This window comes from Cohnella sp. GCM10020058, from assembly GCF_042683485.1.
Classification (GTDB): domain Bacteria; phylum Bacillota; class Bacilli; order Paenibacillales; family Paenibacillaceae; genus Cohnella.
In genome coordinates this window covers 252,638-276,527 of record NZ_JBHUJV010000009.1, presented here as the reverse complement: position 1 = coordinate 276,527, position 23,890 = coordinate 252,638, and the positions used below count along the sequence as shown (strand labels likewise).

The window sequence follows — 23,890 nt, the reverse complement described above, 5'->3', positions numbered from 1 at the left end:
CATTATAAACATACCCGTCCACCGATAAGATACCAGGTCAAGGATCATGTTGACAAAAAAAGACGCGGTGCTGTAATTTGCATAGGCTGTCGCTATTTCTTACATAGCTTTCATGAGGCGGATCATGCCATAGGAGTCGGGTTTTCTATCGTGCGGATACGGGCTATACAGGTTATGCATGCGGTAAGCAGCGATCTGCTTCACTGGGAAAAACTGCCCGAGGATAAGTTCTATGCGCCTGCGGAAAAGTATGAGCCTGACGATTGGCGGGATCCGTTCGTATTCTGGAACGAGGATGCAGGGCAATATTGGATGCTGCTGGCCGCACGCGCCAAGGAAGGCCCGGCTATGCGTAAAGGCTGTACGGCGCTGTGCGTATCGACGGATCTGCAGCATTGGGAAGTCGCGGATCCGCTCTGGGCGCCCGAGTCTCATTACGCGCACGAATGTCCCGATCTTTTCCGGATCGGGGGATTGGTGGTATTTGATCTACTCCGGGTTCACGGACCGCTGCCTGACGCGGTGCCGCAAGGCTAAGGATGCACGCGGCCCCTGGCTTGCTCCGCTACGACGACGCGTTCGACGGCCGCGCCTATTATGCAGCTCGGCAGGGCGACCAAGCTGGGCGTCCAGTTGAGATACAACGAATGCTCGGACGAGAGCTACGTCTATGCGCTCGAGAGCTGGCTCCGAATGCGCGGATGCATCGCAATGCGGGCGCGGATATAGCCGTACTCGTCGCGGACGGCGGCGCTCTGTTTGAGGGAGTGACGGTGTATCGGCCTTAGCGTGGCCCGTCTTAAGGGCCATCCTTTTGGGCGGATGGCCCTTTTTTACCAGTCAGAAAGTATAAATTTGGCGGCGATTCGTGATAGGTAAGCGCGTGCTTCCGGCGTGCCGGCGCTTTTCGATATTTTGCGGGTTTGCGGTTTGCGATTTTCCGTCTGCGGTCTGCGGTTTGCGGTTTGCGGTTTGCGGTTTGCGGTTTGCGGTTTGCGGTTTGCGGTCTGCGGTCTGCGGTCTGCGGTTTGCGGTTTGCAGGTCGAAAACCTGCATTTATACAGGTATTTTTCCGCCGAACCACGAATGCGATGAAATACCTGCAAATATGCAGGTAAATGCAAAGCGCAAGCCGGAAATTGGGCTGGTAAAGGGAAATAACTGCGTTTTTGCATCTTTCCTTATTAAACGGGGTGACATCGGTATGAAAAGATGTATATTAAGTCAATTTCATAATTCAAAAAGTCGCTAGTTTAAACAAACTTAATCATAAGACTTGACGAATAACGTTCGGTTTTGGACTTATTTCCGAATCTCAGAGGTTCTATTTTGTATTAAAAGTTCGGATTTATTCTGGTAAAAAATGTTTATGAAATTGACTTTATTTGCAGGAATTGCGGCGAAAGAACGACGCTGGCGATCACACGCGGACCCATGGAACGGCTGTCGGATAAGCCGTCGACAGGCGTTCCGCGCAAAACAAGTTTCGACTATCCGCCAAACCACCAAAAAAATGTAAGTTGGACCTTTCCTGACGTTTTTTTCTTAAATCGGCGATTTAATATTCGCCTTTAATGACAAAGTACGAGCCTCGAATCGTCCCGGCCAGCTTGGATTTCTGTCTCGCGAACTTGAACTTCTCCTCGAGCTCTTTAGGCACTTCCATCCCCTCGGAGAGCTTAAAGCCTACGGCGCGCTTCTTGGCATCGTCTACCGTGTACATGACATTGAGAGACAGGCCGTCTTCATAAAAGACGTAAGTAAAGAGGATATCCTCCACCTGGAAACGCGACGTCTCCAACGGCTTGGCGGCAAACGTAATGCCCCGTTCTTCCTTCAAAATGCGGTTCACATAATCAAGGCTCTCCTGGCTCTCGCTAGCCGGCACAACCGTGAATGCATGCTCGTACTTGTTCATAAAGTAACGGGCTTCGTTGGCGCGCAAGCCCGCCAGCGCTTCCGCTACAGGCGAAGATTCCAAACCTACCGTGGACACATCTTTAAAGTCAACGACGTAAGACATGGCTTTCCCTCCGTTTATTCCATTATTCTTAACAGGAAAAATCGATTTCATTCTATCGTGCCTACTCCGCTATCAGACACCTTTTAGTGTCTATTTATTGTAGGATACCTTTTGATGGCCTGTCAACGTTATGTTGCAGCTTAGCCCCGTCACGCGGACGGCCCGCGGACACCATCTGGGTCCGTTGCTTGATTCCGCGGTGCTGCTAAGATCGGCCTCGCGGTCATCGGAGTCTCCCGGCAGTCCGGCAGTGTATGGACACGCAAAATGCCGGAGGCAGCCCCATAAGGGATGCCTCCGGCTCCTGCCGTCAAGCTTGCTCCTGCTCCAGACGATCCGTCAGACGGATGATCTTGGTCACGCTTCCGCGCGGGTCAAGCCCGCAATTGCGTCAAAGATATTGTTGCCCTTCCCTTCCATAAGGCCGGCTTCCACGACCGCTGCGACTGCGCCTTGCGCCCACGCCGGGAGCTTATACGCGTCGGATTTGTGTCCGTTCCCGGATTTGTGCCCGTGTTCGGATTTGTGCCCGTTCCCGGATGTGTAATGGAAGTAAGAAGCATATTCCATTATAGTTAAGAGTGATTTTTATGGCGGACTTGGCTACAAGATCAGGATTGCGGACCAGGAGCCTGCCCGGCGTTCATCCCGAAGTACGGAGGGCTTGTCTCGAATTTATAAAATGGCTGCGCCTCACGATGGATTTTCCTGTTCGAGTCGTCATCTATTTAAAAAAGGATTATCGCATCCGAACCCGTGACCGCAAGCAGGTCACAGCCTCTTTTTTTGCCCCCTTTAACAAGAGCGACGAGCCCTATATCCGAGTCGCAACCGGCGATTTCGAAGAATCGCTGATTGAAGTTGGACAAGACCACACGTTGGCCGGATACTTGCACTCCATTGCGCATGAACTCGTGCATTATCAGCAATGGCTTGCGGATGCGCCTTTTAGCGAACGGCAGGCGGTGTCGCGGGCTAGAACAATTGTAGAGGCGTACGCACTGACAAGGGAGCATCCTTAAAGTGAAACTTACGTTTAGTGATGCTGCCGAATCGTCCATTCTCCATTCTTATACATAAGCCAATGCTGCGATCTGGCCTCGGATTTATATCTTTCTATGTTGTTATGCAGCTCGTCTTGATTTGCGATTGTTCCTATGACATGGAGTGGAATCTCCACGCCGGTATGAGACTTAACAAAACTAGATCTCTCTATCAATAAGCCGTCCTTTGCGAATAACTTTAACTGTTCACCGACGTCTGCAGTTAAGGGAGGTGTATCTAACCCATACGTTTTCAAACGGTATGCAACCAAGTTCCGCAACATATCCGTGTATAACTCGACATTTTTATAAAAGACCTTGTTGAACCAGCCGTCATCGTGTGCCATGTATACAAATTGATTGCGGAGTTTTTCGAAAAACGGAGTTCCAAGCGGTTGCTTGAAGTGATTCAGATATAACAATTCCGCTTTTTCTTGAGGATCGAGCTTGTCCAGGGCCGCCAATTCGTCAAAGTCCACCCAACAAAAGTCTCCGTAGGCATATACGTTTTCCTTGTATAAAGCTTGAAGGTACTCTTTTCTGACATACTCCATCCTCAGTCCTGCGTGAAAGTCCCCATCTGCATACCCCGAATCGAGAAGCAGAATATGGTTAATCCCGATTGGGAGGGAATGGACAAAATCCGCAAATTCGATTCCCGTAGAGGTCACGGACTGCTCATTCTCGTTGTAGATCATGTAGAGAAATTTTCTTTTTCCCATTCGCGCACCTCGTGAATTGGATTTATTGAGGGGTACTAAAGGTGAGGAGATTTCGATTCTTGAAATTATCTTTGAATATGCGGACAACGAAAACTACTTCTAGCTTTAACTGGGCTACCATACAACAATAGCAGGATTACTCCAAAATCCCTCGAATATGTAAAATATCTATATTTTCTAAGGGATGGAAAAGATGAATTGCAAACTGCTTATGGTCTTCCTACTATTCCTTCTAATATGCGGGTGCAGTTCAAACCAGACGTTGCCTGACGAATCCGTATTTAACCTGGACTTTGAAATCCCGACTCGTGTTGCAGCAGGGCAAGTTTTCGATGCCACAGCTTATCTAACCAATAATTCCCGCAAAAAGCTGGACATCACTCATGGTGTTAATGTATTTACATTCGATATCAAAAATGCAGACGGACAGTTAGTCGAGCAAAAAGGGATTGTAGTCGTATTTGGCATAAGCATCTTATCCAAGCTGCCTCCAAAAAAGCCATACTCCTACATGGACACAAGTTCGGAACAGTTCCGAAGATTGTCCGTATCTAAACCGGGACATTACTTCATAACGGCCAAAGCCCAATTTAGAATAGAAGAAAAAGATACGCATAGGGATATCAACTTAACCTCTAAGCCGAAGGAAATCATAATCGAGTGAGCTTTCTGTGCAGGGTCCGATACGTCAAATCCGGATCTAAAAAACAAAACGGCAATAGCCTCAGCTATCACCGAATTCAAGTTAGTCTAAAACAGCTGTCATGTGCGCCTTTGTCACAGCCCAGTGCGTAGCGCTCCAATACTTCGCCTTGTCCTTGATGTAAATAATCTGAGGCGATTCGTGTTTGACGTTCAAATCCTCTGCGATTTGGTTCGACACGGGACGGGATTCGATAACTTTGACCAGTGTGTAATCCACATCCGGGTTCGGCGCAGCTTGGAGGTACGCTTCATATTCGTGCAACGCATTGGCGCTGACTGGACAAGTCGTGCTGTGCTTTAAAATAACCTGACCGCGTTCAGCAGATTTGGCCAAAAGCGCATCCCACTCGTCTATTGTCGAAATCTCTTTCCAGGCCATCGTCTTACCTTCTTTCGTTTATTCGGATCATTTGATTGATTGAATTTTATCATACCGTGAGACAGGACGAAAGCGAGCCTTGGCCGTTCGTTTGCGTGCGTGGATTTCATGCTGTCCCCCTCTCCTCCGTTCGCCGAGATGAAGTATAATTAATCCAAGTAACTCGAAGGCTACACGACAGCATTCGCGGATTATGCCCCTGCGACGAACACCAGCATGAAAAGGAGACGTTCAGAGCCGCCATGGAATTATTTTTTACGATCTTGATTCTGCTCGCGCTGGTTGGCGTATCCAACATCTTGAGCGGCAAATTCCCGCTCGTACCCGTGCCGCTCATGCAGATCGCGCTCGGCATCGTCATCGCCGCGATCCCATCCGGCCTGCACATGCATCTCGAGCCCGAGCTGTTCTTCGTGCTGTTCATCGCGCCGTTGCTGTATAACGACGGCAAGCACGTGTCGCGAGCCGAACTATGGAAGCTGCGCGTCCCGATACTCCTGCTCGCCGTCGGCTTGGTTTTCGCGACGGTGTTCCTGATCGGCTACGCCATCCATTGGATGATTCCGTCGATCCCGCTGCCCGTCGCGTTCGGCCTCGCGGCCATCCTGTCGCCGACGGACGCCGTCGCGGTCAGCAGCCTGGCGGGCCGCATCCGGCTGCCGAGCAGCCTCATGCACCTGCTTGAAGGCGAGGCGCTCATGAACGACGCTTCGGGTCTCGTCGCCTTCAAGTTCGCGATCGCTGCCGCGCTCACCGGCAGCTTCTCGCTGGCAAACGCAAGCGTCAGCTTCCTCCTCATCGCGATCGGAGGCATCGCGGTCGGCGCGGTCACGGCGCTGCTCATCTCCGGCGTCCGGGTGTGGCTTCGCCGGTCGGGGCTCGAGGACGAGACGATGCATATGCTCGTTCACCTCTTGACGCCGTTCGCGCTGTACATGATCGCGGAGCACCTCGGAGTGTCAGGCATCCTGGCCGCTGTCGCCGGCGGCGTCGTGCACGCGATCGAGCGCGACCGGATGGCCAGCATCAAGCCTTTGTCCAATGAGCTGTCGGATAACACATGGTCCGTCATCGTGTTCATTCTCAACGGACTCGTCTTCGTCATTCTCGGCCTGCAGCTGCCGAGCGTGTTCAATGAAGTATTCAAAGAGCCGACGCTGAACAACGGCGAGGTGATCGCTTACGCGGTCGTGATCTTCCTCATGCTGCTCGCCCTCCGCTTCGTATGGGCATTTTTGTTCTCTCGAGGCGGTCGATGGATCGGCAAAAAGACGGCGCCCAACGTCAAAATTTCGTTCCGCATGCTTGCGATGACCGCCCTGTCCGGCGTACGCGGAGCGGTGACGCTTGCCGGCGCCTTCTCGATCCCGCTGCTGCTGGACAACGGGGGGCCGTTCCCGGAACGAAGTCTCGTCATCTTCCTGTCGGCGGTCGTCATCCTGCTGTCGCTTGTCGCGGCGAGCTCGCTCTTGCCGCTGTTCGCGCAGCACCCTGCCGAGAGCAGAGCGGCGGAGCTCGCGGCTGCCGAGCGCAAGGGAGAGCGGCTGATCCTGGGCGCGGCCATCCGCGCCGTCCACTCCGCGACGACCGAAGACAATGAGGTCGAGTCGGCGGCCGTCATCTCCGATTATGAGCGCTGGCGCAGAAATCCGGAAATGGATATGCGCCGGATGCAGCGCGGCAAGGACGATCTGGAGGAGCGGGAACTGCGGCTCAAAGCGATCGACGAGGAGCGGCGCACGGTGAACAAGCTGCTGCGGGAAGACCGGATCACCGAGACGCAAGCCTCGCTGTTCCAGAGCAATCTGGAGCAGATGGCGATGGTGTTGTCCGTGCGCACGAATCTGTTCAAGCTGCTGGTGAAATTCTGGCTGCGGGAGCTGAAGGCGCTGCTGACCAAGCAAGAGTCCCGGTTCAAGGCAATGAAGGACTTATCGCAAGCGGACCGGGAGGCGATCCGCGGGCTGAAGGTGCAAACGTGCGAGGCCGCGTTGTCCTCTCTCCGTTCGGAACGCACATGCGACGCCAGGGAGGCGGTCATGAGCCAGTACGAGCATATGCTCACGAGATTGACGTCGCCCTACTCGTTCGGGAAGGCTCCTGCAGGCAACGAAGAAGTGCGGCGCGACCTGCAGTGGGTAGCCATTCAAGCCGAGCGGGACGAGGTACAATCGTTGTTTGAGCGCAATGAAATCACACGCGACGTCGCCAACAAGCTGCGCAGGACGATTCGGACGCGCGAAGCGACGTTGTTAAGCGAGGCGCTCGACTAGAATTCGTACGCCACGCCGTATTGCTCGAAGATCGCACGGTATTTATTTTCGAAAATAGTCCAGCGATTCTCCGCCCCGTGCTTTTCCTGCAGAGCCTTCAAATAGCGCCTGGCCGCCCCCTCATCGCCGGATTGCAGCAGCAGTTGAAAGCTCTCTTCGCCCAGATGCAAGTAGGGCCCTGCGACGTAGTAATCGACGATGGATCTGGCGCCGGTCACCGTATCGTAGAACTGAAGGACCTGATCCAACCCGTTGAGCAGCGTGTCGCTTAAGTCGTCCATATTCGTATCGGGCGTGATGGAAAATCGCGCCGGAACAGACCCGGCCAATTCCTCGATCCTTGCTCTGAAGTGGCATTCCGGCTCCTGGGGCGTTGTCAGGATTTCCTTGGACTGTATGCGCGCCAAATCGGCCGAGTAGATGCCGCAGTTTACGTAAAACATCACATGGTCCGCCGAATTGCCGCCGGATTTTTGGAAGTTGATTATATAGACGAGGCCATCTGTGCTTTTGCTGAAATTCAGACTCTTCTTGGCAAAGCCGCGCTCGGCAAGAAACGGCTTTACATCCTGCATAATCAGATCGTTAAAGCGCTGCTGCATCACAATCCCTCCCCGTTTAAACACTTTTTACTCATTATACCGGTTCCTCAACGACAAGAAAGACGCCTTCGGACAAGGCGTCTTTCTTGTCGTACCCGCAGCGCGGTTCGGCTATTTCTTCATCCTGCCCGCCGGCCCGCGCCCACGCGCAGCCGCTTCATGCACAATTCCTGTCCATCTTCGCCGCGCGCAGCCGGCCCATGCTCGCTGACCACCAACGCTAGGCTTGCCTCGAACCGTCCGCTTTTTCAAAAAACGCCCCGTCCTGCAGGTCGTTCACGAATCTTTGGAGCCATTCGTAGTAACCGACGGCGTGCTTGAGCTTGTGCAGATCCTGGAGGCAGAGCTTGCGCTCCTCGTCCGGCGTGCCGGCGTCCAGGATGACCTCGGACAGCTCCGGAATGGCCGCCTCGATGGCGCCGCGCATCACGTCGACCTCGCGCTGCAGCTTGACGGCGAAATTTACGATTCAATCGGCATGAGCCAATCCTTGAAGCAAGCTTCCGGCGGCGGCATTTTTGAATTCTGCGGCATCGAAGTCGTGGATCAATTGCTATTCGGCGGCATACCCACCACAACCGAGGCGCGGAAAGATATGCTCGCACAAGTCGAGAAAACGTTGGGCGCCCTGTAAGCGGATGACGAAAACCGTCAGGGAAAATCGCCCTGACGGTTCTTAGGTTTGAAGAATATGCGTCTCCCGCCCGCGTTGCGCGCTAGCCTTAAAGCCTGCATTTATACATCTAATTGCACCTATATCGACCCTTTTCAAACGGATAAATGCAAATATGCATCTTTTACTCAAAAAAACCCGGTTACCGCTGCATTCTTGAGATTTAACTGCACATTTGCATGTATTCCATCAAGCTTCGCTGTCCGGCGAAAAATAAGTGTACAAATGCAGGTATTCCGCCAGGCGCCCATCCGAGAAGCTCCTCCTATCCGAACGTGCGCGCTCCCCCCGCCATGTACGAAATTACCGCTGCATCATCTGAATCAGGTTGCCGCACGTATCGTCGAAGACCGCGATCGTAAAGTCGCCCATCTTGGTCGGCTTCATCGTGAACTTGACGCCGTTTTCCGATAATCGTTCGTATTCGCCATGAATATCCGCCACGCCGAACATCGTCGCCGGGATGCCGTCCGCAGCGAGCTTCTTTTGATACTCTCTGGCGGCAGGATGCTCGTTCGGTTCGAGTATAAGCTCGGTGCCGTCTTGATCTTCCGGGGACACGACCGCGATCCACCTGAACTTCCCGGTAGGCACATCATGCTTTTTCACAAAACCAAGCGTTTCCGTATAGAACTTCAAGGCGTGGTCCTGATCTTGAACGAATAAACTGGTCACGATGATTTTCATGAGTCGATCCATCCTTCCAGCAAATGTTTAAGCGGTTCGTTGTGAAACACGATGACGCGGTATTTTCCTTCTTTTTGCGACTGTACGAGCCCCGCCTCCTCCAGCGCTGCAAGGTGCTTGGCAATGGCTTGGCGCGAAATGGCCAGGTTGTGCTTCACGATAAGGCGCGCCGTTAGTTCGTACAGTGTCTGCTCCTTGCGGTCGGCCAGTTCGTCCAACATCAGCCGCCGCGTCGAATCGCCGAGCGCCTTGAATATCTTGTCTCTGTCAACTTTCATAATCCGATCATAAGCAACTCATGGGTTGCATGTCAAGCATAAGCAACTAAAAAGTTGCATGTAGATTGCCATATTGATTTCCATTCCAGGCTCGAGTGCTTTGCGATAGGCTTTGGGCGTCGTGTTACGATGTATTTTCGGGCGAGGACATTCCCTTGTTTCAATCGACAGGCGGCTAGTTGACGCTGTTTGGCATGGGCATGTACTACTGGTCCAGGCCGAGGGGCGGCAGGAGGCTGGAGCTCCGGACGAACGAGGCGAGATAAACGAGAAACGCGAAGACCCCTTTCGCAAGGGGCCTTTTTTTTCTGCGGTAGATTCATTGCGGCGACACGTTTATTTGGCAAAATAGTGCCCTTGCTCAAGGTCGGGAATGAGCGCGGCGTGTACCGGACGCCATCCCAGCAATGCCTGCGTCTGCGCGCTCGACCGTGGGATGTCGAGCGCTGCCAGCATGCCGAGGAAGCCGAAGTGGGCACTGGCTTCTTCGCGCGAAATGCTGACCGTCGGCAGGTTCAGGTGCTTGCCGATGACGCTTGCGATGTCGCGGAAGGGCACGCCCTCGTCGTGCACGCCGTCCAGCCGCGAGCCTGCCGGAGCGGACTCCACCGCGAGGCGGAATAAAGACGCCGCATCCAGACGGTGTACGGCCGGCCAGCGATTGGCCCCGTCGCCAACATAGGCGGCCACGCCTTTTTCGCGGGCGATGTCGATCAGTCTCGGCACGAAGCCCTTGTCGCTCTCGCCGTGTACGGTCGGCGCAAGCGACACAATCGATGCCCGTACGTCTTGCTCCGCCAGCGCCAGTACCGCATTTTCCGATGCCTCGCCGTTTGCGTGCGCCGTAATGACGAACGGCTTGCCGGAGCCCTTGAGCGCCGCGCCCATCGCCTCGACGGCATGAAGATCCATGCCGAGCGAACCGGCAAAGTCGGAGAAGTCGTGTCTGAACGCCAGGTGAATGACGCCGTCCGCGGCGGCCGCACCGCTGCGAAGGCTGTCGAGATCCTCAAGCGATCCTGTATGCGCCTCGGCACCCGCTGCCGCAAGCGCTGCGGCGCCGCGATCCGAACGCGTCAAGCCGACGACCTGATGGCCCGCCCGAATAAGCTCGCCGACGACGGCCGACCCGATATACCCCGTTGCTCCTGTAACGAAAATTCGCATTCTGATCTCTCCTTCGGCTTTTGATGCTCACTGCTTTACTGTAAACTATAGAGTAGACTCTAAGGCAAGCCGTTAATAAGGAGCATCCCTCATGAAAATTCAGGAACTTGCGGAGAAGACCGGTTTATCGGTTCATACCATTCGTTATTACGAAAAGGAAGGGCTGCTGGATGGGCGTCACGTCGGCCGGGATAAAAACAACTATCGCCATTATTCCGACGAAGCGATCGAGCGCCTGACGCTGGTCAAAAGATTTCAAAGCGTCGGTTGTTCGCTAACCGAACTGAAGCAAATTCTGCAGGGCCTGGATACCAACACGACGACCACGCAGCAGGGGATTGACTGGGTCTTATCCAAAATCAAAGAAATCGAGCGCAAGAAGGAAGAGTACGATCAGGTGCTGGCCACGCTTAACCGGATGCTGGAATATAAAATGGGTTTGCACGCTACTTCAATTCAAACGCCATCAAGTCCCGGCCGACCGTGATCGGACCGTCGTAGATATCGCTCATTCCTTCGATGTACGCTTGCTCCGCCGCCTCGTTGGCCTCCGGCGCTGGAATATGATGGGTCAGCACGAGATGCTTGACCCCGGCCCGATGCGCGATCTGCGCCGCTTCGAGCGTCGTCGTATGATACTTGGCGGGGTTCGACAGCGCCTTCCCGTGCTGCGGATATTTCTCAATCAGGGCGTCCAGCCACAGTTTGTTGTATGCCTCGTGAATGAGCAGGTCCGCCCCGGCCGCATGCCGCTCCATGCTCGCCACGGGAATCGTATCGCCGGAGATCACGACCGTTTTGCCGTTATACTCGAACTTGTAGGCGACAGCCGGATAAACCGGGCGATGGTCCACCTCGAAGGCGGTAATCCGGATACCGTCTTTGTCATAGACGACGCCCTCGTTGCATTCCGTGTATTCGATTCGCGAGCCCGCTTCGTCCGACAGGTTATAGCTGATACGTAGCTTGACGTCGAACTCGAAGGACTCCCGCATTTTGCCGATGATCGCCTTCGTCGTCTCCGGTCCGTACACCTGCATCGGCACCGAGCGGCCTTCGAAGACCTGCTCGGCGGTAATATGCGTGCGCCAGCTCGTGATGAATACGTCGAAGAATCCGCCGTTATGATCGTAGTGGTGATGGGTGAACAAGACGTCCGATATCCGCTGGGGCATGACGCCTGCTCGGACCAACTGGTCCACCGCGGCGCCCCCGCAGTCGACGAGGAACGCCTTGTCTCCCGCGAGCACCGCGACACCGGGCTTCGCTCGCCCGTAGAAGGCGCGGGGAGACCCCGTTCCGAGCAGAACGACGGTCAGATGCGGGTGGTAATCCGGTCGCAGATTCTCCTGAGGCTGGATGTAGATCTCTGTCATCGCTGTCATCCCTTTCTCCGTCAGGCTATTTGCCTTCCTGCGTTTCCTTCAGCAGCGACAGATCGTACAAACCTGCCAGATCCAGGCCGCCCGCGCCCACGTCCTTGATGTAGCCGGCATCGACCGCGACCTGAGCCATGGCTTGCAAGGCGTCCTGGTCAATGTTAGTCGTGAGGCTGAGGTGCGATAGCGCGGCCTTGATCAGCTCGGCTTCCAGGCCCTTGCCGGTCAGCTCCTTCAGCTCGTCGCTGACCAGCTTATACGTGTCGTCCGGATTGCCCTGGATGTACTGAATCGCGTCCTCATTGGCAAGCAGAACGGACTTGGCCAGATCACGATGCGCCTTCAGAAAGCCGTCGCTGGCGACGACGATCGTGAGCGGATAATTCCCCTTGTTGGGCGGAATCTGATCCCAGTCGACGGCGATCTCGCCGATGCCTTCGTTCGCAATCTGCGTGCCCCATGGCTCGGGCACGAGCGCCGCGTCCACCTGGCCCTGCTTCATGGCCGTCAGCGTATCGGCCGGCGCCATCGCGATGATCTGCACGCCGCTCTTGTCCGCCGTTATTTTGAGGCCCTGCTCCTGCAGCAGCAGACGGAGCGAGATCTCGTTCGTGCTCCCCTTGGTCGGGATGGCGACCAGCTTGCCCGCCAGGTCCTTGGCGCCCGTCACGCCGGCGCCCTTTCTCGCCACCAGCACGGCGCCGCCGTTGTTCGCGCCGGACAAAATCTTGATGTTCTTGCTCCTGACATATTGGTTGATGACCGGGCTCGGCCCCACGTAACCAATATCGATCTCGCCCGTCGCCATCGCGGTCGAGAAGTCGGAGCCGTTGTTGAAGCCCTGTACCTCGATCTTCACGTTCGCGCCGAGACGGTCTTGCAGATAGCCCTTCTTGATCGCGACGAAGGCCGGGGCATGGGTCACGTTTTTGAGCACTCCGATCTTCACCGTGACCGGGTCGGCAGGCTTGGCGCCGGCGTCGCTCCCCGAATTCGATGTGCCGCAGCCGGACAACAGCGTCAGGATCAGGATCATGGTCAGGATCAGAACCGAAGAACGCGATAAAGCCGCCTTTTTGAACATGGATGTATCCCCTTTTCTTAGATAAGCTTACGTTTTGGCCGTGTTCAGGCCATATTGGAGCAGGACCCGATCCTCGATGCGCTTGAAGACGAGGTGGTCGGAGATCGTGCCGAGAATCGCGATGACAAGCACGATACAGAGCATGAGCGAGGTATCGCCGAGGCTGCGACCTTCCTCCAGCAGCTGGCCCAGCCCGATGCCGCGCGCGATCAGCTCGCCGGAGACGAGCGCCCGCCAGGCGAACGCCCAGGCCATGCGCATGCCCGTGATGAGCTGCGGGATCGCGGCGGGGACCATCACCTGGTAGAAGAGCCGGAATCCGCGGCCCGTCCCGAACATCTGCGCCGACTTCAGATAGATCGGCGGGATGTTCTTAATCCCGCTCCGGCTCGCGATCGTCATCGTCCAGGTCGCCCCGATCGTCGTGATGAACACAACGGCGAAGTCGTTCAGACCGAACCAGATGATTGCAAAAGGCAGCCAGGCGATGCTCGGCACGGTCTGCAGCGCGACGACCACGAAGCCGAACGTCTCGTCCAGCAGCCGGATCCGGGCGAACAGGACGCCCAGCGTAATGCCGATGACGCACGACAGGGCGAACGCGACGAGGATGCGCCGCAGGCTGCCAAGCGTCGCCTTGAGCAGCTCGCCGTCCGCCATCCCGTCGTAGAACGTCCGCATCGTCTGCAGCGCCGACGGGAAGCGCCAGCCCCAATGCATCGTTCTATATGCCGTCTCCCAGATTATGAGCAGCAGAAGGAGAAAGAGGGCTTTTCTCCAAAGCGTAGTCATCGCCGTATTCCTCCTTCGCCACCTTCTCCAGCTCGGCGGCCAACGTGTCCATGATCTGACGTTCGATATGGTGCAGCACGGAATCGCCGGGCGCCCGCGGCCGCGCCGCCTGTACGCGGAATTCCTTCTTGATCCGTCCGGGCCTGGTGGACATGACGAGCACCCGTTCCGACAGCGTGACCGCTTCCCGGATGTTGTGCGTGATGAAAAGGATCGTCTTGCGCGTGCTGAGCCAGATCTGCTCCAATTCCTTGTGCAGCAGCAGCCTTGTCTGCTCGTCGAGCGCGGCGAACGGCTCGTCCATGAGCAGAATCTCCGGGTCCATGACGAGCGCGCGCGCGATCGCCACCCGCTGCTTCATGCCGCCCGACAGCTCATGCGGATAGCGGTCCGCGAACTTGCCCAGATGGACGGTCCGGATCTGCTCCATGGCGCGCTCGCGGCGCTCCTTTTTCCGGATCCCCTTTTGCTTGAGGCCGAACGCGACGTTCTCCAGCACGGTGAGCCAAGGGTACAGTGCATGGTCCTGGAACACGACGATCCGGTCGGGCCCGGGACCCGTGACGACCTTGCCGTTCGCTTCGACGCTGCCGCGGTCGGCCCGCTCCAGCCCCGCTACCAGATTCAGCAGCGTGGACTTGCCGCAGCCTGAAGGACCGAGGATGGAGACGAACTCCCCCTTCCCGATCTCGAAGGCGATGTCGTCCAATGCGGTGTAGCCCGCTCCGCCCCGCTGCGCGAACGTCTTGCCGACTCCCTCTAACCGGATCATGCTCCGCCACCCCCATGGCTTTCTTATCGTTACACGCGCTGCTCAAATGCATCGGTATCGAAAATAACGACCTGCTTCTTCTCATAGCGAATGATGCCTTCATCCCGCCACCGGCCGAGCGTCTCGGTCACCGTCTGCCTGCTGCAGCCGATGACATAGGAGATCTCCTCGTGGCTCAGCGGAAGCGTGACGACCGTCTCCTTCCCCGCGCGCACGCCGAGCTGCAGCAATAGCTGCGCGAGACGCCAGGCGACCGGCCGCGAGATGAGCGTCTCCACGTAGCGCTGCGTCTGCAGCAGCCGGCGGGCGTTGGCCACCGTCAACGCGTAGAGAGCGTCCGGATGCTGCTTGAGCAGACCGGTGAAGGAGGCAGCCGGGATCGAGAGAATGCGGCTGTCCGTGATGCACCTTGCGTAACGCTGCCTCTTCTGCCCCGTCAGCACCTCCGCCGCGCCGAACACCTCGCCTTTGTGCCGCAGGAACAAGGTAATGCTCTGCCCTTCCTGCGCGAACTGCGAGATTTTCACCAACCCGTCCTGCACGAAGTAGATCTCCTGACTGTCCTCCTCGCTCCTGAAGATAAAGGCATTCTTCTTCACGTCGCGGGAAGCGCCGAACGCCTCGAAGAGCTTCGCCAGCGCGAGCTGCTCGGCTTCGCCATTGTCCGTTGCGGTTCCTTCCGAAAAGGAGGACATCCCCCCTTGAATCATCGTCCATGCGCCCCTTTCTGGCTGTCCGGGTAATTCAAAGTTTGCTCATCGGTATTTATGATTATATGGGATAGTTTAAAGCAAAAACTGTCGGATAGGCGACAAAATCGGAAGGTTATTAGGGTTTATTTCTCGAAAAAAGCTGCGCAGGCAAAAAAACGGTTATCCCGAAGGCCGGCAGGGCCTCTGAGACAACCGATATGACGAACGACCCGGCAGCGCCGCCGCCGATTCGCGCAAGTATTTGTTCGTCCGCGTCACTCTCTCTTCCCGCGCCACTATCTCTTCCCGCGTCACCTCTCTTCCCGCGTCACTCTCTCTTCCCGCGTCACCTCTCTTCCCGCGCCACTATCTCGCCGGAATGCCTGCAAATATACAGGAAATTTTGCCGATATCGATCCTTTTGGACATAAAAGATGCGAAAATACAGGTATTTTCCTTCACCGGCTAGATTTCCGGCTTATGTGTTATATTTACCTGCACATTTGCAGGTATTTCATCACCTGCCGTTGGCCGGCAAAAAATACAGGTACAAATGCAGGTTTTTGACATGTACAACATTTATAAAGCGCCGGCACTCAGAGAATGCGCATAAAAATATCCATCCCGCGGCGCGAGATGGACATTCATTCAAGCGATCTATTTATGCTTCAAGTGTTCTAACGTAACCTGTATGATCTCCTCGATATGCGAGTCGTCCAGGGAGTAATAGACGGTCTTCCCGACCTTGCGTCGCTTGACCATTCGCATATTCCTGAGATATCTGAGCTGATGCGAAACGGCGGATTGTCCCATCTCAAGCAGCTCGGACAAATCGTGTACGCATAATTCGCGGCGCATAAGCGCACTTATAATTTTAACCCGGGTAGGGTCGCTCAGCACTTTGAACCACTCCGCGATATCATGGATGAGCGATTCTTCGATCATCTCCGATTTGATGCGAACCAGGTCCGCTTCCGAACCTCCGCATGTAACTTCGCAATCGTCCGTTATATGCTGCTGCATCCTGACACCTCTTATCTTCCGTAAGCGATGACTCATTATAACAGACGACCGTTTAATTCGAAAAGATTACGGTTAACCTCTGGCCGAAGCCAATACGCTTGATCCCGCATGTAGTAAAGCGTTTGAAAAGATTGACATCCTCTTTTCTCCGGCATATCATATGAACATATACTCATATGTTGTTATCGAGAATGGAGCGTTGCTGCGATGACGATGGAACTCCGGGTGAAGGGACTGTCCTGTCCAAATTGTACCCATGAGCTCGAACAAGAAATCAAACAGCTGGAACACGGGCAATCGGCCAAGTTAAGCTATAATTCCGGCAAGCTGACCGTGGACGAGAAGGTCGATCTGGTTAAAATCGAACGCATCCTCAAGTCGGACGGCGCTTCGCTGGAACGCCAGCGCGCGCAGGATCATGGACATGACGCACAAAAAAGCCGCACAGGCCACGATGATGGACACGCTCACGACCACGATCATGGACATGATCACGGACACGACCACGCTCACGACAACGCTCATGGACATGACCACGCCCACGGCCACGACCACGCACATGACCACGGAGCCGGAGGCACCAAGCGTATTGTCTGGCTTTTGGCCGTCTCCACCGTTTTGTACGCGGGCACGATGATAACGCAAGACATGCTGCCGACAGCCGTGTCGATTTCCGTTTATATTCTGGCTTCGCTCCTTAGCGGATATTCCACATTCTGGCGTGGGGTCAAGAACCTTGCGAAGTTCAAATTTAACATCGACACCCTCATGACGATTGCTCTCGTCGGAGCTGCGGCGATCGGGGACTGGAAGGAAGCGACGCTTGTCGCCATCTTGTTCGGTCTCAACGAGCTGCTCGAGGGCATGGGCATGGAGAAGGCGCGCAAGTCGATGGAGACGCTGCTGCAGGTCGCTCCCAAAGAAGCCGTGAAGCTGGAAAACGGCACCGAGACGGTTGTCCCCATCGCCAGCCTGGCGGTCGGCGATATCGTCATCGTGCGGCCCGGCGAGAAGATCCCTTCCGACGGCACGGTCGCAAGCGGCAAGAGCTCCGTTAACGAAGCCGCGATAACAGGCGAGTCGCTTCCGGTGGAGAAGACGAACGATCAATCCGTTTTCGGCGGCAGCATCAACAACGAAGGCGTGCTCCAGGTCCGCATCGACAAAGCTTACGAGGACTCCTCGCTGGCCAGAATTCTTCATCTGGTGCAGGAAGCGCAGGAGACCAAGACGCCTACGGAGTTGTTCATCAATAAATTCTCGAGGTATTATACGCCGCTCATCATCCTTGTCGCGCTTCTGGTTCTCCTCGTCCCGCCCCTGCTTCTCGGAGGCGATTGGCAGAAGTGGCTCTACCAAGGCCTGTCGGTATTGATCGTCGGCTGTCCCTGCGCGCTCATCTTGTCCTCTCCGATCGCCATCGTGTCCGGCATCACCCGCAATGCACGCAACGGGATTTTGGTGAAAGGCGGGGTTTTCCTGGAGCAGCTCGGCAAGCTGGACACGCTCGCCTTCGACAAGACCGGTACGCTGACCAAAGGCGAACCCCATGTGGAAAAGACCGTCGTGTACGATAAAGAACGGTTCTATGTCGTGGCGGGCGCGATTGAGAAAGCCTCCATCCATCCGCTGGCCAAAGCGGTGATGAAGGAGATCGACCGGCTCGGTACGGCGGTCGGCGAAGCCGACGACATTCAGACCGTCTCCGGCCAAGGAATCACGGCAACTTACGAGGGTCGCAAGTACTGGCTGGGCAACGAGAAAGGCATGGCCCATCTCTCCTTCACGGAAGAGGTTCGCACGGCCGTTCAGCATCTGAAGGACGACGGCTTGACGCTCGTGCTGCTGGCCGATGAGCACGATGTGCTGGGCATGTTCGGCATCGCCGACGAGATTCGCGAGGAGAGCGCGAGCGTGATCGGGGAGCTGCACCGCAGCGGCATCCGCCGCACGGTCATGCTGACCGGAGACCACCAGAAGACGGCGGAGAAGGTGGCGAGAGCGGTCGGCGTCAGCGAATACCACGGCGGCCTGCTTCCCGAGGACAAAGTAGCGAAGGTGAAGGAACTGGCTGCCGCCGGCACGGTCGGCATGATCGGGGACGGCATCAATGACGCGCCTGCGCTCGCCTCCGCTCAGCTCGGCATCGCGATGGGCAAAGGAACGGACAGCGCCATCGAGACGGCGGATATCGTACTGATGCAGGATCATCTCGGCAAGCTGCCCACCGCGATCCGGATCGCGCGCAAGGTGAACCGGATTATCCGCTTCAATATTAGCGTGGCGCTGGGGCTTAAGCTGATCGCCCTGCTGCTCACGATCCCCGGCTGGCTGACGCTGTGGATCGCGATCCTCTCCGACATGGGCGCTACGATCTTTGTCACCTTGGTCAGCCTGACCGTATTAATCCAAAGACGTTCGTAAGCGCGAAGAGCCGCCGCAACTTATCTTTAAAAAGTTCCCATACCTAAGCCGGATAATCCGCGGAAAGCGTTGGCGGCAGAAGTCCGGAGCGGTGAATATAAAAGAACAAGGCTGCTCTGAATTTGAATTCAAAGCAGCCTTGTTTTATGTGCCTTTATTCGCTCCGTTGCTCCAGCATTTTCAAGAGCACCGTTACCGCCTCTGCCCTTGTCGCTTTATCGCCAGGCGCGAACCGGTTCGCGCCTTTGCCTTCGATAATGCCCAGCTTTTTCATAGCAGCCACTGCGCCTTTCGCCCAGTCCGGAATGTCTTTATCGTCCGCAAAGCCGGTTGCCGCGACGGATTCGCCGGTCTGGCGCAGCACCTTTGCAATCATCGAAGCCATTTCTGCGCGAGTGATCTCTGCATTCGGGCGGAAGGTGCCGTCTTCATAACCGTTAATAATGCCCGCATAGACGGCCTGCGCGACGGATTTCTGCGCCCAGGAGCCAATCTTCGCCTTATCGGCAAACGTCAGCGCCGTTCCGTCTCCCTGCGGTTTGAGCGCGTTCATCAGCATGACCGCAAACTCCGCGCGCGTCACGGAACGTCCCGGCTTGAACGTGCCGTCCGCATAACCACTGACGATGCCTGCGCTTGCCGCTTTCTTGATGCTGGCTTCCGCCCAGTGCGCGGCGATATCGCTGAAGCTCGCTTCCGTTGCCGGAGGAGCGGCTTCGGCTACGGCGAGTACAGCGTATTTCGTGAAGTGGTTGACCTCTACGGCGATGTTGTTGCCGTTCACTATGCCGCCGACCTTCACCCATTCCTTTTTCGCTTCGTCATAATAGAAGACGACGGGCTTCTCATTGCCCTTCAAGCTGTTAACATCGAATTTGAATGAGATCGCGACCGGTTTATCGAAGTTCTCCGCGAAGTTTTTCACAATTTCAAAAACCGGGCTGAGCAGAATGTCCTTGCTTGTAATCAACGTCTGTACGTCCGAGACTTTGTCGATCGTTAATTTTAGCTCTTTGCCGGCAGCGTTGGCAGGGATGACGATCTTGATCGCATCGCCTAGGCTAACCTCTCCCGCTCTACCTGCCGGAAGCGTTAAACGGCCGTCCGCGGAGGTGACCTTGGGGTCGCTCGTTGTCTGGACCGGTGTATATGGGCCGCCAGCGCTATTGTCGTTCGTTGCGACCGTTATGCTATCGCTGACATTCGAGATATTGCCCAGCATGTCGACGGCCTTGGCCGTATAAGTATAGGTCTTTGAAGAAGAAAGTCCGGTATCGACATACGTGCTTTCAGCCGTTTCCGCAATGAGCGTCCCGTCGCGATAAACCATATACTTGGCTATGCCTGAATCATCGTGCGCGTCCAGATGAACCGTAATTGAATTTGCCGTTTTTGCGCCCGATGCGATGGTCACCCGATCCGGTGCAGCAATATCTGCAAGCACGCCGTAGGTGGAGAAATGGCCGACCGTCGTCTCGATGCCGTTGTCCGTTACGCGAGAAGGTTGATACTCCCACTTGCCTGTAGACAGGTTGTAATAGTAGATCGCGATTTGATTCCGATTCGAACCCGTGTCGTACCCAAGTGTGATCGTTACAGGTTGGTTAATGGTCATGCCTTCGAATTTAAAATCGATAACCTGTCCTGCTTTATCGAGCTTAACTTCCCCGGACGGAGCGACGGTCGAATCCTTCACCGTCAATGTCGCCCCTTCGGGAATCGCCAGTCCGTCAGGCAGCTTGATCGTGAGTCCGCCCGAATAAGCAAGCTCGCGAACCGACGGATCTAATCGCACCGGCTCTCCGATCGCATATTTTCGGGTGACCGTGACCACGTAGGCCGTGCTTGACCCGTCTTGCGCCGTCACCGTGATCCGGATGGGGTTGGGTCCGACGACCAAGCTTGCAGCGTTGTAGGCATACACACTGTCGGTTACCGAGAGATAAGTCGCCCCCGCAACCGTTAGAGATTGGGCAGGATCTCCTTTGCTCAGGAAAAGGTTGAGACTTGATACCGAATTGTCCACTTCTACAGCATAATTCGTCTGCGATGGCAAAAAATGAATGGATCCCTGATCCGCCGACAAGCCGGACAATAAGGCGATCGTTGACAGCCATTGCGCATATAAGGTGACATTTTGCGTACCTATAGGAAAGCTTTTCCCGCCGGCGTAGCCCGTACCGCTGCCGTCCGCCGCTATATTCCAGCCCCCGAAGGTGTAGCCCGTCTTCACCAGGTTCCCGCCGTTGCCGGCCACCGTCACCGCTGCGCCTTCCTCGTACGAGCCGCTATCGGTCGGTGCGCTGCCTCCCGTACTGCCGTTGCCGTCGTACGTCACCGTGTAGGTCGGGATCGGCATCCACTTCGCGTAAAGGATTACATTGGATGGGCCCATGCTGAATGTGGCGCCTGCCGCATAATCCGTACCGCTGCCATTCGCCGCCGTATTCCAACCGGCAAACGTATAGTGCGCCTTCACCAGACTCCCGCCGTTGCCGGCCACCGTCACCGCTGCGCCTTCCTCGTACGAACCGTTATCGGTCGGTGCGCTGCCTCCCGTACTGCCGTTGCCGTCGTACGTCACCGTGTAGGTCGGGTTCGGCACCCACTTCGCATATAGCGTCACAGCGGACGCACCCATGCTGAATGTGGCGCCTGCCGCATAATCCGTACCGCTGCCATTCGCCGCCGTATTCCAACCGGCAAACGTATAGTGCGCCTTCACCAGACTCCCGCCGTTGCCGGCCACCGTCACCGCTGCGTTTTCCTCGTACGAGCCGCTATCGGTCGGTACGCTGCCTCCCGTACTGCCGTTGCCGACATACGTCACCGTGTAGGTCGGGTTCAAGGTCCACTGCGCATACAGCGTCACATTGGATGAGCCCATGCTGAATGTGGCGCCTGCCGCATAATCCGTCCCGTGTCCGTCCGCCGCCGTATTCCAACCAGCGAACGTATAGTGCACCTTCACCAGATTGCCGTCGTTGCCGTATACCGACGCCGCAACGCTTTGCTCGTACGAGCCGCTGTCGGTCGGTACGCTGCCTCCCGTACTGCCGTTGCCGTCATACGTCACCGTGTAAGTCGGGTTCGGCATCCACTTCGCATATAGCGTTACATCGGACGCGCCCATGCTGAATGCGGCGCCTGGCGCATAATCCGTGCCGCTGCCGTTCGCCGCTGTATTCCATCCTGCAAACGTGTAGTGTGCTTTGACCAAAGTTACCGCTTGGTTATTAACGTCGACCTGTGCGCCCGGTGCGTACGATGTAAGGTCAGTCGGCACGCTCCCGCCTGCGTTTCCGTTCCCGTCGTAAGTCACGAACTTTTGTATCGCCTGCAAGTAGGGATATCCGTTATTGCGCGACGGACTTATCCCCCATGCGCTTGCAAAGTCCCAGCCTGCAAAGGTGCTCTGCGTCTTCATCATTATGGTCGTTTGTCCAACGCCCTTGCCTGTATCCGATTGTCCTGTCGTATCGGAGTCGTAGAAGCCGGCGCTGATCACTCCACCATTGTTGCCAACTAAACCGCCTAATTTGGCGCCGGTTCCCGTTACACTTCCTGTAGCATAACCGTTGCTGATCTCTCCACCATTGTTGCCAACAAGGCCGCCTACATTGGTCCCGGTTCCCGTTACATTTCCTGTGGCATAGCTGAAGCTGATCTCTCCAGTATTACCGCCAGTCAAACCGCCTACATTATTACCGGCTCCTGTTACACTGGCCGTGGAGAAGCTGCTGCTAACTGTGCCGTAGTAATTGTAGCCGATCAAACCGCCTGCATAGGTGCTTTTTCCTGTCACGCTTCCACTGACATAGCTGTTACTGACCGTGCCGTAATTGTAGCCGATCAACCCACCCACATATTGCCTGCCTGTTACATTAACGTTATCGAGTATTACGTTGGTAATACTCGCTTCATAGTAAATATAACCAAACAGCCCTGCGTAATTAGTATCCGGCCTATTAACCGTCAATCCTGTGATCTTGTGTCCATTGCCGTCCATATGCCCGTGAAATGGTTGACCGGAACCCCCGATCGGCACCCAACTTTGGCCGTAGCTACTCAAATCGATATCCGCCGTGAGCTTGAAATAAAGATCCGGATTCAAATAATTTCGGACCGTATCAAGCTCCTCGCTCGTGGAAATCCGATAAGGATCGCTTTCCGTACCCGTCCCCACGTCTAAAACCTTCGTCCATAGCGCATATAAAGTCACGTCCGACGTAATCGTGCCCTCAGCGTCCGCTGCATAATACGTTCCTTGTCCATTCGCTTGCGTGTTCCAACCCGCGAACGCGTAGCCCGTCTTCGCCAGATGTCCGTCGTTGTCGTGAATTGAAGCCTTCGTGCCGCTATACGAGCTGCTGTTAGCAGGTACGTCTCCGCCCGTGCTGCCATTGCCGTTATACGTCACCGTGTACCTAGGGTGTACGATATACGTAATGGACGCTTCGCTTGCGGCGTGGGCAGCATCCCCCGGGAAGGCCGCGGTAATGGTATGCGTACCGACCGCCAGATCGGATGTCTTCAAGCCGGCGCTGGAAGAGGCGCTGAGGAACTCGTCCCATCCCATCGTGATCGTCTTGTCATCTTGGCCCCAGAAGGTGAAGGTTCGAGCTGCAGCATCCATCTCAATTCGCGATAAATAACGCGCTCCCGCCTTTTCAAGGTCCTGAACAACAGTGCCGGAAGCATCGTAAGTCTTAATATTCAACGCAATGCGATTGTTCTCATAACTGTTAGCCCTGATGGTGTATACCCCCCATTGAATCATGGGACAGTCGAAACTGCAGCCGGCTCTTGTCGTAATCACCGGCACAGCCGTAGATAATTCAGCTGTCAGAAGATCCTGATTGCCGTCCTTGAAGGTGACTGTCCCGCCGGGGGTCGTGCCGCCGATGACCGGATCTAAGGCGGTAACGGTAAAGGTTACTTCTTCCCCGACCGTCGAAGTACTGGCACTGGGTGAAACCTTCAATGTGGCCGTACCCTGCGCCTTGGCGATCCCCGAATATACGATGACGAATACGGCCAAAGCGAGGACGACCATCATGATTTTATTCCGTTTTACCATGCTCAAAATATAATCCACCCCAATTTCTCCATTGTTTTTTGTGCTGCAAAATGCTGTATGCGCTAGTCAGAGCAAGGCTGCTCTATTACTCC

Annotated in this window: 23 protein-coding genes; 7 read left to right on the top strand and 16 right to left on the bottom strand. The window is 55.7% G+C overall.

Translation table 11 applies throughout. The annotated features are described in order from the left end of the window. Positions 1-150: 150 nt before the first annotated feature. On the top strand, positions 151-537 hold the full coding sequence (locus ACFSR7_RS16790; protein WP_378163471.1) for a glycoside hydrolase family protein: 387 nt from the start codon (positions 151-153) through the stop codon (positions 535-537). Between the two features lie 1,021 nt (positions 538-1,558). Here ACFSR7_RS16790 and ACFSR7_RS16785 read toward each other — a convergent pair. Both ACFSR7_RS16785 and ACFSR7_RS16780 read right to left on the bottom strand, forming a co-directional pair. Then, positions 1,559-2,023, bottom strand: a complete 465-nt coding sequence (locus ACFSR7_RS16785; protein ID WP_378163469.1) for a phage tail protein — start codon at positions 2,021-2,023, stop codon at positions 1,559-1,561. A 357-nt stretch (positions 2,024-2,380) separates the two neighbouring features. Further along, a complete protein-coding gene (locus tag ACFSR7_RS16780; protein ID WP_378163467.1) occupies positions 2,381-2,593 on the bottom strand; it encodes an S-layer homology domain-containing protein in 213 nt (70 codons plus the stop codon). A gap of 20 nt (positions 2,594-2,613) precedes the next feature. Here ACFSR7_RS16780 and ACFSR7_RS16775 point away from each other — a divergent pair, with 20 nt between their 5' ends. Continuing rightward, positions 2,614-3,045: a hypothetical protein gene (locus tag ACFSR7_RS16775; RefSeq protein WP_378163465.1), complete on the top strand. Its 432-nt coding sequence runs from the start codon at positions 2,614-2,616 to the stop codon at positions 3,043-3,045. 14 nt (positions 3,046-3,059) lie between these two features. Here the strand turns inward: ACFSR7_RS16775 and ACFSR7_RS16770 are convergent, their stop codons facing one another. After that, positions 3,060-3,788: a hypothetical protein gene (locus tag ACFSR7_RS16770; RefSeq protein WP_378163463.1), complete on the bottom strand. Its 729-nt coding sequence runs from the start codon at positions 3,786-3,788 to the stop codon at positions 3,060-3,062. Positions 3,789-3,981: 193 nt separating this feature from the next. Here ACFSR7_RS16770 and ACFSR7_RS16765 point away from each other — a divergent pair, with 193 nt between their 5' ends. Next, a complete protein-coding gene (locus tag ACFSR7_RS16765) occupies positions 3,982-4,452 on the top strand; it encodes a hypothetical protein (protein WP_378163462.1) in 471 nt (156 codons plus the stop codon). Positions 4,453-4,533: 81 nt separating this feature from the next. Here the strand turns inward: ACFSR7_RS16765 and ytxJ are convergent, their stop codons facing one another. Continuing rightward, on the bottom strand, positions 4,534-4,872 hold the full coding sequence (ytxJ, locus tag ACFSR7_RS16760; RefSeq protein ID WP_378163460.1) for a bacillithiol system redox-active protein YtxJ: 339 nt from the start codon (positions 4,870-4,872) through the stop codon (positions 4,534-4,536). Positions 4,873-5,114: 242 nt separating this feature from the next. On the opposite strand from ytxJ, the gene ACFSR7_RS16755 reads away from it, so the two are divergent. Next, positions 5,115-7,145, top strand: a complete 2,031-nt coding sequence (locus tag ACFSR7_RS16755) for a Na+/H+ antiporter (protein WP_378163458.1) — start codon at positions 5,115-5,117, stop codon at positions 7,143-7,145. Here ACFSR7_RS16755 and ACFSR7_RS16750 read toward each other — a convergent pair. Both ACFSR7_RS16750 and ACFSR7_RS16745 read right to left on the bottom strand, forming a co-directional pair. Next, positions 7,142-7,747 carry a DUF4304 domain-containing protein gene (locus ACFSR7_RS16750; protein ID WP_378163456.1) on the bottom strand — a complete coding sequence of 202 codons (606 nt, stop codon included), beginning with the start codon at positions 7,745-7,747 and terminating at the stop codon, positions 7,142-7,144. The two genes, ACFSR7_RS16755 and ACFSR7_RS16750, sit on opposite strands and share 4 nt — an antisense overlap. A 220-nt stretch (positions 7,748-7,967) precedes the next feature. Then, a complete protein-coding gene (locus tag ACFSR7_RS16745; protein WP_378163454.1) occupies positions 7,968-8,174 on the bottom strand; it encodes a hypothetical protein in 207 nt (68 codons plus the stop codon). 63 nt (positions 8,175-8,237) lie between these two features. Here ACFSR7_RS16745 and ACFSR7_RS16740 point away from each other — a divergent pair, with 63 nt between their 5' ends. Beyond that, positions 8,238-8,381: a hypothetical protein gene (locus ACFSR7_RS16740; protein ID WP_378163452.1), complete on the top strand. Its 144-nt coding sequence runs from the start codon at positions 8,238-8,240 to the stop codon at positions 8,379-8,381. 342 nt (positions 8,382-8,723) lie between these two features. On the opposite strand, the gene ACFSR7_RS16735 is transcribed toward ACFSR7_RS16740, so the two are convergent. The 3 genes from ACFSR7_RS16735 to ACFSR7_RS16725 all read right to left on the bottom strand — a co-directional run bounded on the left by ACFSR7_RS16735 (position 8,724) and on the right by ACFSR7_RS16725 (position 10,552). Further along, positions 8,724-9,107 (bottom strand): VOC family protein, encoded by a 384-nt coding sequence (locus ACFSR7_RS16735; protein WP_378163450.1) that lies wholly within the window; start codon positions 9,105-9,107, stop codon positions 8,724-8,726. After that, positions 9,104-9,385: an ArsR/SmtB family transcription factor gene (locus ACFSR7_RS16730; RefSeq protein WP_378163449.1), complete on the bottom strand. Its 282-nt coding sequence runs from the start codon at positions 9,383-9,385 to the stop codon at positions 9,104-9,106. The genes ACFSR7_RS16735 and ACFSR7_RS16730 overlap by 4 nt, the downstream gene beginning before the upstream one ends. Before the next feature lie 336 nt (positions 9,386-9,721). Beyond that, positions 9,722-10,552 (bottom strand): SDR family oxidoreductase, encoded by an 831-nt coding sequence (locus tag ACFSR7_RS16725; RefSeq protein WP_378163447.1) that lies wholly within the window; start codon positions 10,550-10,552, stop codon positions 9,722-9,724. A gap of 91 nt (positions 10,553-10,643) precedes the next feature. Between ACFSR7_RS16725 and ACFSR7_RS16720 the strand changes: the two genes are divergently transcribed. Further along, positions 10,644-11,039: a MerR family transcriptional regulator gene (locus tag ACFSR7_RS16720; protein WP_378163445.1), complete on the top strand. Its 396-nt coding sequence runs from the start codon at positions 10,644-10,646 to the stop codon at positions 11,037-11,039. Here the strand turns inward: ACFSR7_RS16720 and ACFSR7_RS16715 are convergent. From ACFSR7_RS16715 to ACFSR7_RS16690, 6 genes are all read right to left on the bottom strand, one after another. Next, complete coding sequence (locus ACFSR7_RS16715) at positions 10,999-11,937, bottom strand: MBL fold metallo-hydrolase (protein ID WP_378163443.1); 939 nt, start codon at positions 11,935-11,937, stop codon at positions 10,999-11,001. The two genes, ACFSR7_RS16720 and ACFSR7_RS16715, sit on opposite strands and share 41 nt — an antisense overlap. A gap of 16 nt (positions 11,938-11,953) precedes the next feature. Continuing rightward, positions 11,954-13,015 carry an ABC transporter substrate-binding protein gene (locus ACFSR7_RS16710; protein ID WP_378163441.1) on the bottom strand — a complete coding sequence of 354 codons (1,062 nt, stop codon included), beginning with the start codon at positions 13,013-13,015 and terminating at the stop codon, positions 11,954-11,956. A gap of 27 nt (positions 13,016-13,042) precedes the next feature. Then, positions 13,043-13,807: an ABC transporter permease gene (locus tag ACFSR7_RS16705; RefSeq protein WP_378163439.1), complete on the bottom strand. Its 765-nt coding sequence runs from the start codon at positions 13,805-13,807 to the stop codon at positions 13,043-13,045. Continuing rightward, complete coding sequence (locus tag ACFSR7_RS16700) at positions 13,740-14,579, bottom strand: ABC transporter ATP-binding protein (protein ID WP_378163437.1); 840 nt, start codon at positions 14,577-14,579, stop codon at positions 13,740-13,742. The genes ACFSR7_RS16705 and ACFSR7_RS16700 overlap by 68 nt, the downstream gene beginning before the upstream one ends. Before the next feature lie 29 nt (positions 14,580-14,608). Then, a complete protein-coding gene (locus tag ACFSR7_RS16695) occupies positions 14,609-15,289 on the bottom strand; it encodes a Crp/Fnr family transcriptional regulator (protein ID WP_378163435.1) in 681 nt (226 codons plus the stop codon). Between the two features lie 639 nt (positions 15,290-15,928). After that, positions 15,929-16,294: an ArsR/SmtB family transcription factor gene (locus ACFSR7_RS16690; protein ID WP_378163433.1), complete on the bottom strand. Its 366-nt coding sequence runs from the start codon at positions 16,292-16,294 to the stop codon at positions 15,929-15,931. 207 nt (positions 16,295-16,501) lie between these two features. Between ACFSR7_RS16690 and ACFSR7_RS16685 the strand changes: the two genes are divergently transcribed. Next, a complete protein-coding gene (locus ACFSR7_RS16685) occupies positions 16,502-18,718 on the top strand; it encodes a heavy metal translocating P-type ATPase (protein WP_378163431.1) in 2,217 nt (738 codons plus the stop codon). Between the two features lie 154 nt (positions 18,719-18,872). Here the strand turns inward: ACFSR7_RS16685 and ACFSR7_RS16680 are convergent, their stop codons facing one another. Next, on the bottom strand, positions 18,873-23,798 hold the full coding sequence (locus ACFSR7_RS16680) for an InlB B-repeat-containing protein (RefSeq protein WP_378164618.1): 4,926 nt from the start codon (positions 23,796-23,798) through the stop codon (positions 18,873-18,875). Positions 23,799-23,890: the final 92 nt, after the last annotated feature.

Excerpts from the sequence above, each read along its gene's own strand:
- ACFSR7_RS16785 (WP_378163469.1), bottom strand. The coding sequence starts at position 2,023 with ATGTCTTACGTCGTTGACTTTAAAGATGTGTCCACGGTAGGTTTGGAA.
- ACFSR7_RS16780 (WP_378163467.1), bottom strand. The coding sequence starts at position 2,593 with ATGGAATATGCTTCTTACTTCCATTACACATCCGGGAACGGGCACAAA.
- ACFSR7_RS16775 (WP_378163465.1), top strand. The coding sequence starts at position 2,614 with ATGGCGGACTTGGCTACAAGATCAGGATTGCGGACCAGGAGCCTGCCC.
- ACFSR7_RS16770 (WP_378163463.1), bottom strand. The coding sequence starts at position 3,788 with ATGGGAAAAAGAAAATTTCTCTACATGATCTACAACGAGAATGAGCAG.
- ACFSR7_RS16765 (WP_378163462.1), top strand. The coding sequence starts at position 3,982 with ATGAATTGCAAACTGCTTATGGTCTTCCTACTATTCCTTCTAATATGC.
- ytxJ (WP_378163460.1), bottom strand. The coding sequence starts at position 4,872 with ATGGCCTGGAAAGAGATTTCGACAATAGACGAGTGGGATGCGCTTTTG.
- ACFSR7_RS16755 (WP_378163458.1), top strand. The coding sequence starts at position 5,115 with ATGGAATTATTTTTTACGATCTTGATTCTGCTCGCGCTGGTTGGCGTA.
- ACFSR7_RS16750 (WP_378163456.1), bottom strand. The coding sequence starts at position 7,747 with ATGCAGCAGCGCTTTAACGATCTGATTATGCAGGATGTAAAGCCGTTT.
- ACFSR7_RS16745 (WP_378163454.1), bottom strand. The coding sequence starts at position 8,174 with ATGCGCGGCGCCATCGAGGCGGCCATTCCGGAGCTGTCCGAGGTCATC.
- ACFSR7_RS16735 (WP_378163450.1), bottom strand. The coding sequence starts at position 9,107 with ATGAAAATCATCGTGACCAGTTTATTCGTTCAAGATCAGGACCACGCC.
- ACFSR7_RS16730 (WP_378163449.1), bottom strand. The coding sequence starts at position 9,385 with ATGAAAGTTGACAGAGACAAGATATTCAAGGCGCTCGGCGATTCGACG.
- ACFSR7_RS16725 (WP_378163447.1), bottom strand. The coding sequence starts at position 10,552 with ATGCGAATTTTCGTTACAGGAGCAACGGGGTATATCGGGTCGGCCGTC.
- ACFSR7_RS16720 (WP_378163445.1), top strand. The coding sequence starts at position 10,644 with ATGAAAATTCAGGAACTTGCGGAGAAGACCGGTTTATCGGTTCATACC.
- ACFSR7_RS16715 (WP_378163443.1), bottom strand. The coding sequence starts at position 11,937 with ATGACAGCGATGACAGAGATCTACATCCAGCCTCAGGAGAATCTGCGA.
- ACFSR7_RS16710 (WP_378163441.1), bottom strand. The coding sequence starts at position 13,015 with ATGTTCAAAAAGGCGGCTTTATCGCGTTCTTCGGTTCTGATCCTGACC.
- ACFSR7_RS16705 (WP_378163439.1), bottom strand. The coding sequence starts at position 13,807 with ATGACTACGCTTTGGAGAAAAGCCCTCTTTCTCCTTCTGCTGCTCATA.
- ACFSR7_RS16700 (WP_378163437.1), bottom strand. The coding sequence starts at position 14,579 with ATGATCCGGTTAGAGGGAGTCGGCAAGACGTTCGCGCAGCGGGGCGGA.
- ACFSR7_RS16695 (WP_378163435.1), bottom strand. The coding sequence starts at position 15,289 with ATGATTCAAGGGGGGATGTCCTCCTTTTCGGAAGGAACCGCAACGGAC.
- ACFSR7_RS16690 (WP_378163433.1), bottom strand. The coding sequence starts at position 16,294 with ATGCAGCAGCATATAACGGACGATTGCGAAGTTACATGCGGAGGTTCG.
- ACFSR7_RS16685 (WP_378163431.1), top strand. The coding sequence starts at position 16,502 with ATGACGATGGAACTCCGGGTGAAGGGACTGTCCTGTCCAAATTGTACC.
- ACFSR7_RS16680 (WP_378164618.1), bottom strand. The coding sequence starts at position 23,798 with ATGGTAAAACGGAATAAAATCATGATGGTCGTCCTCGCTTTGGCCGTA.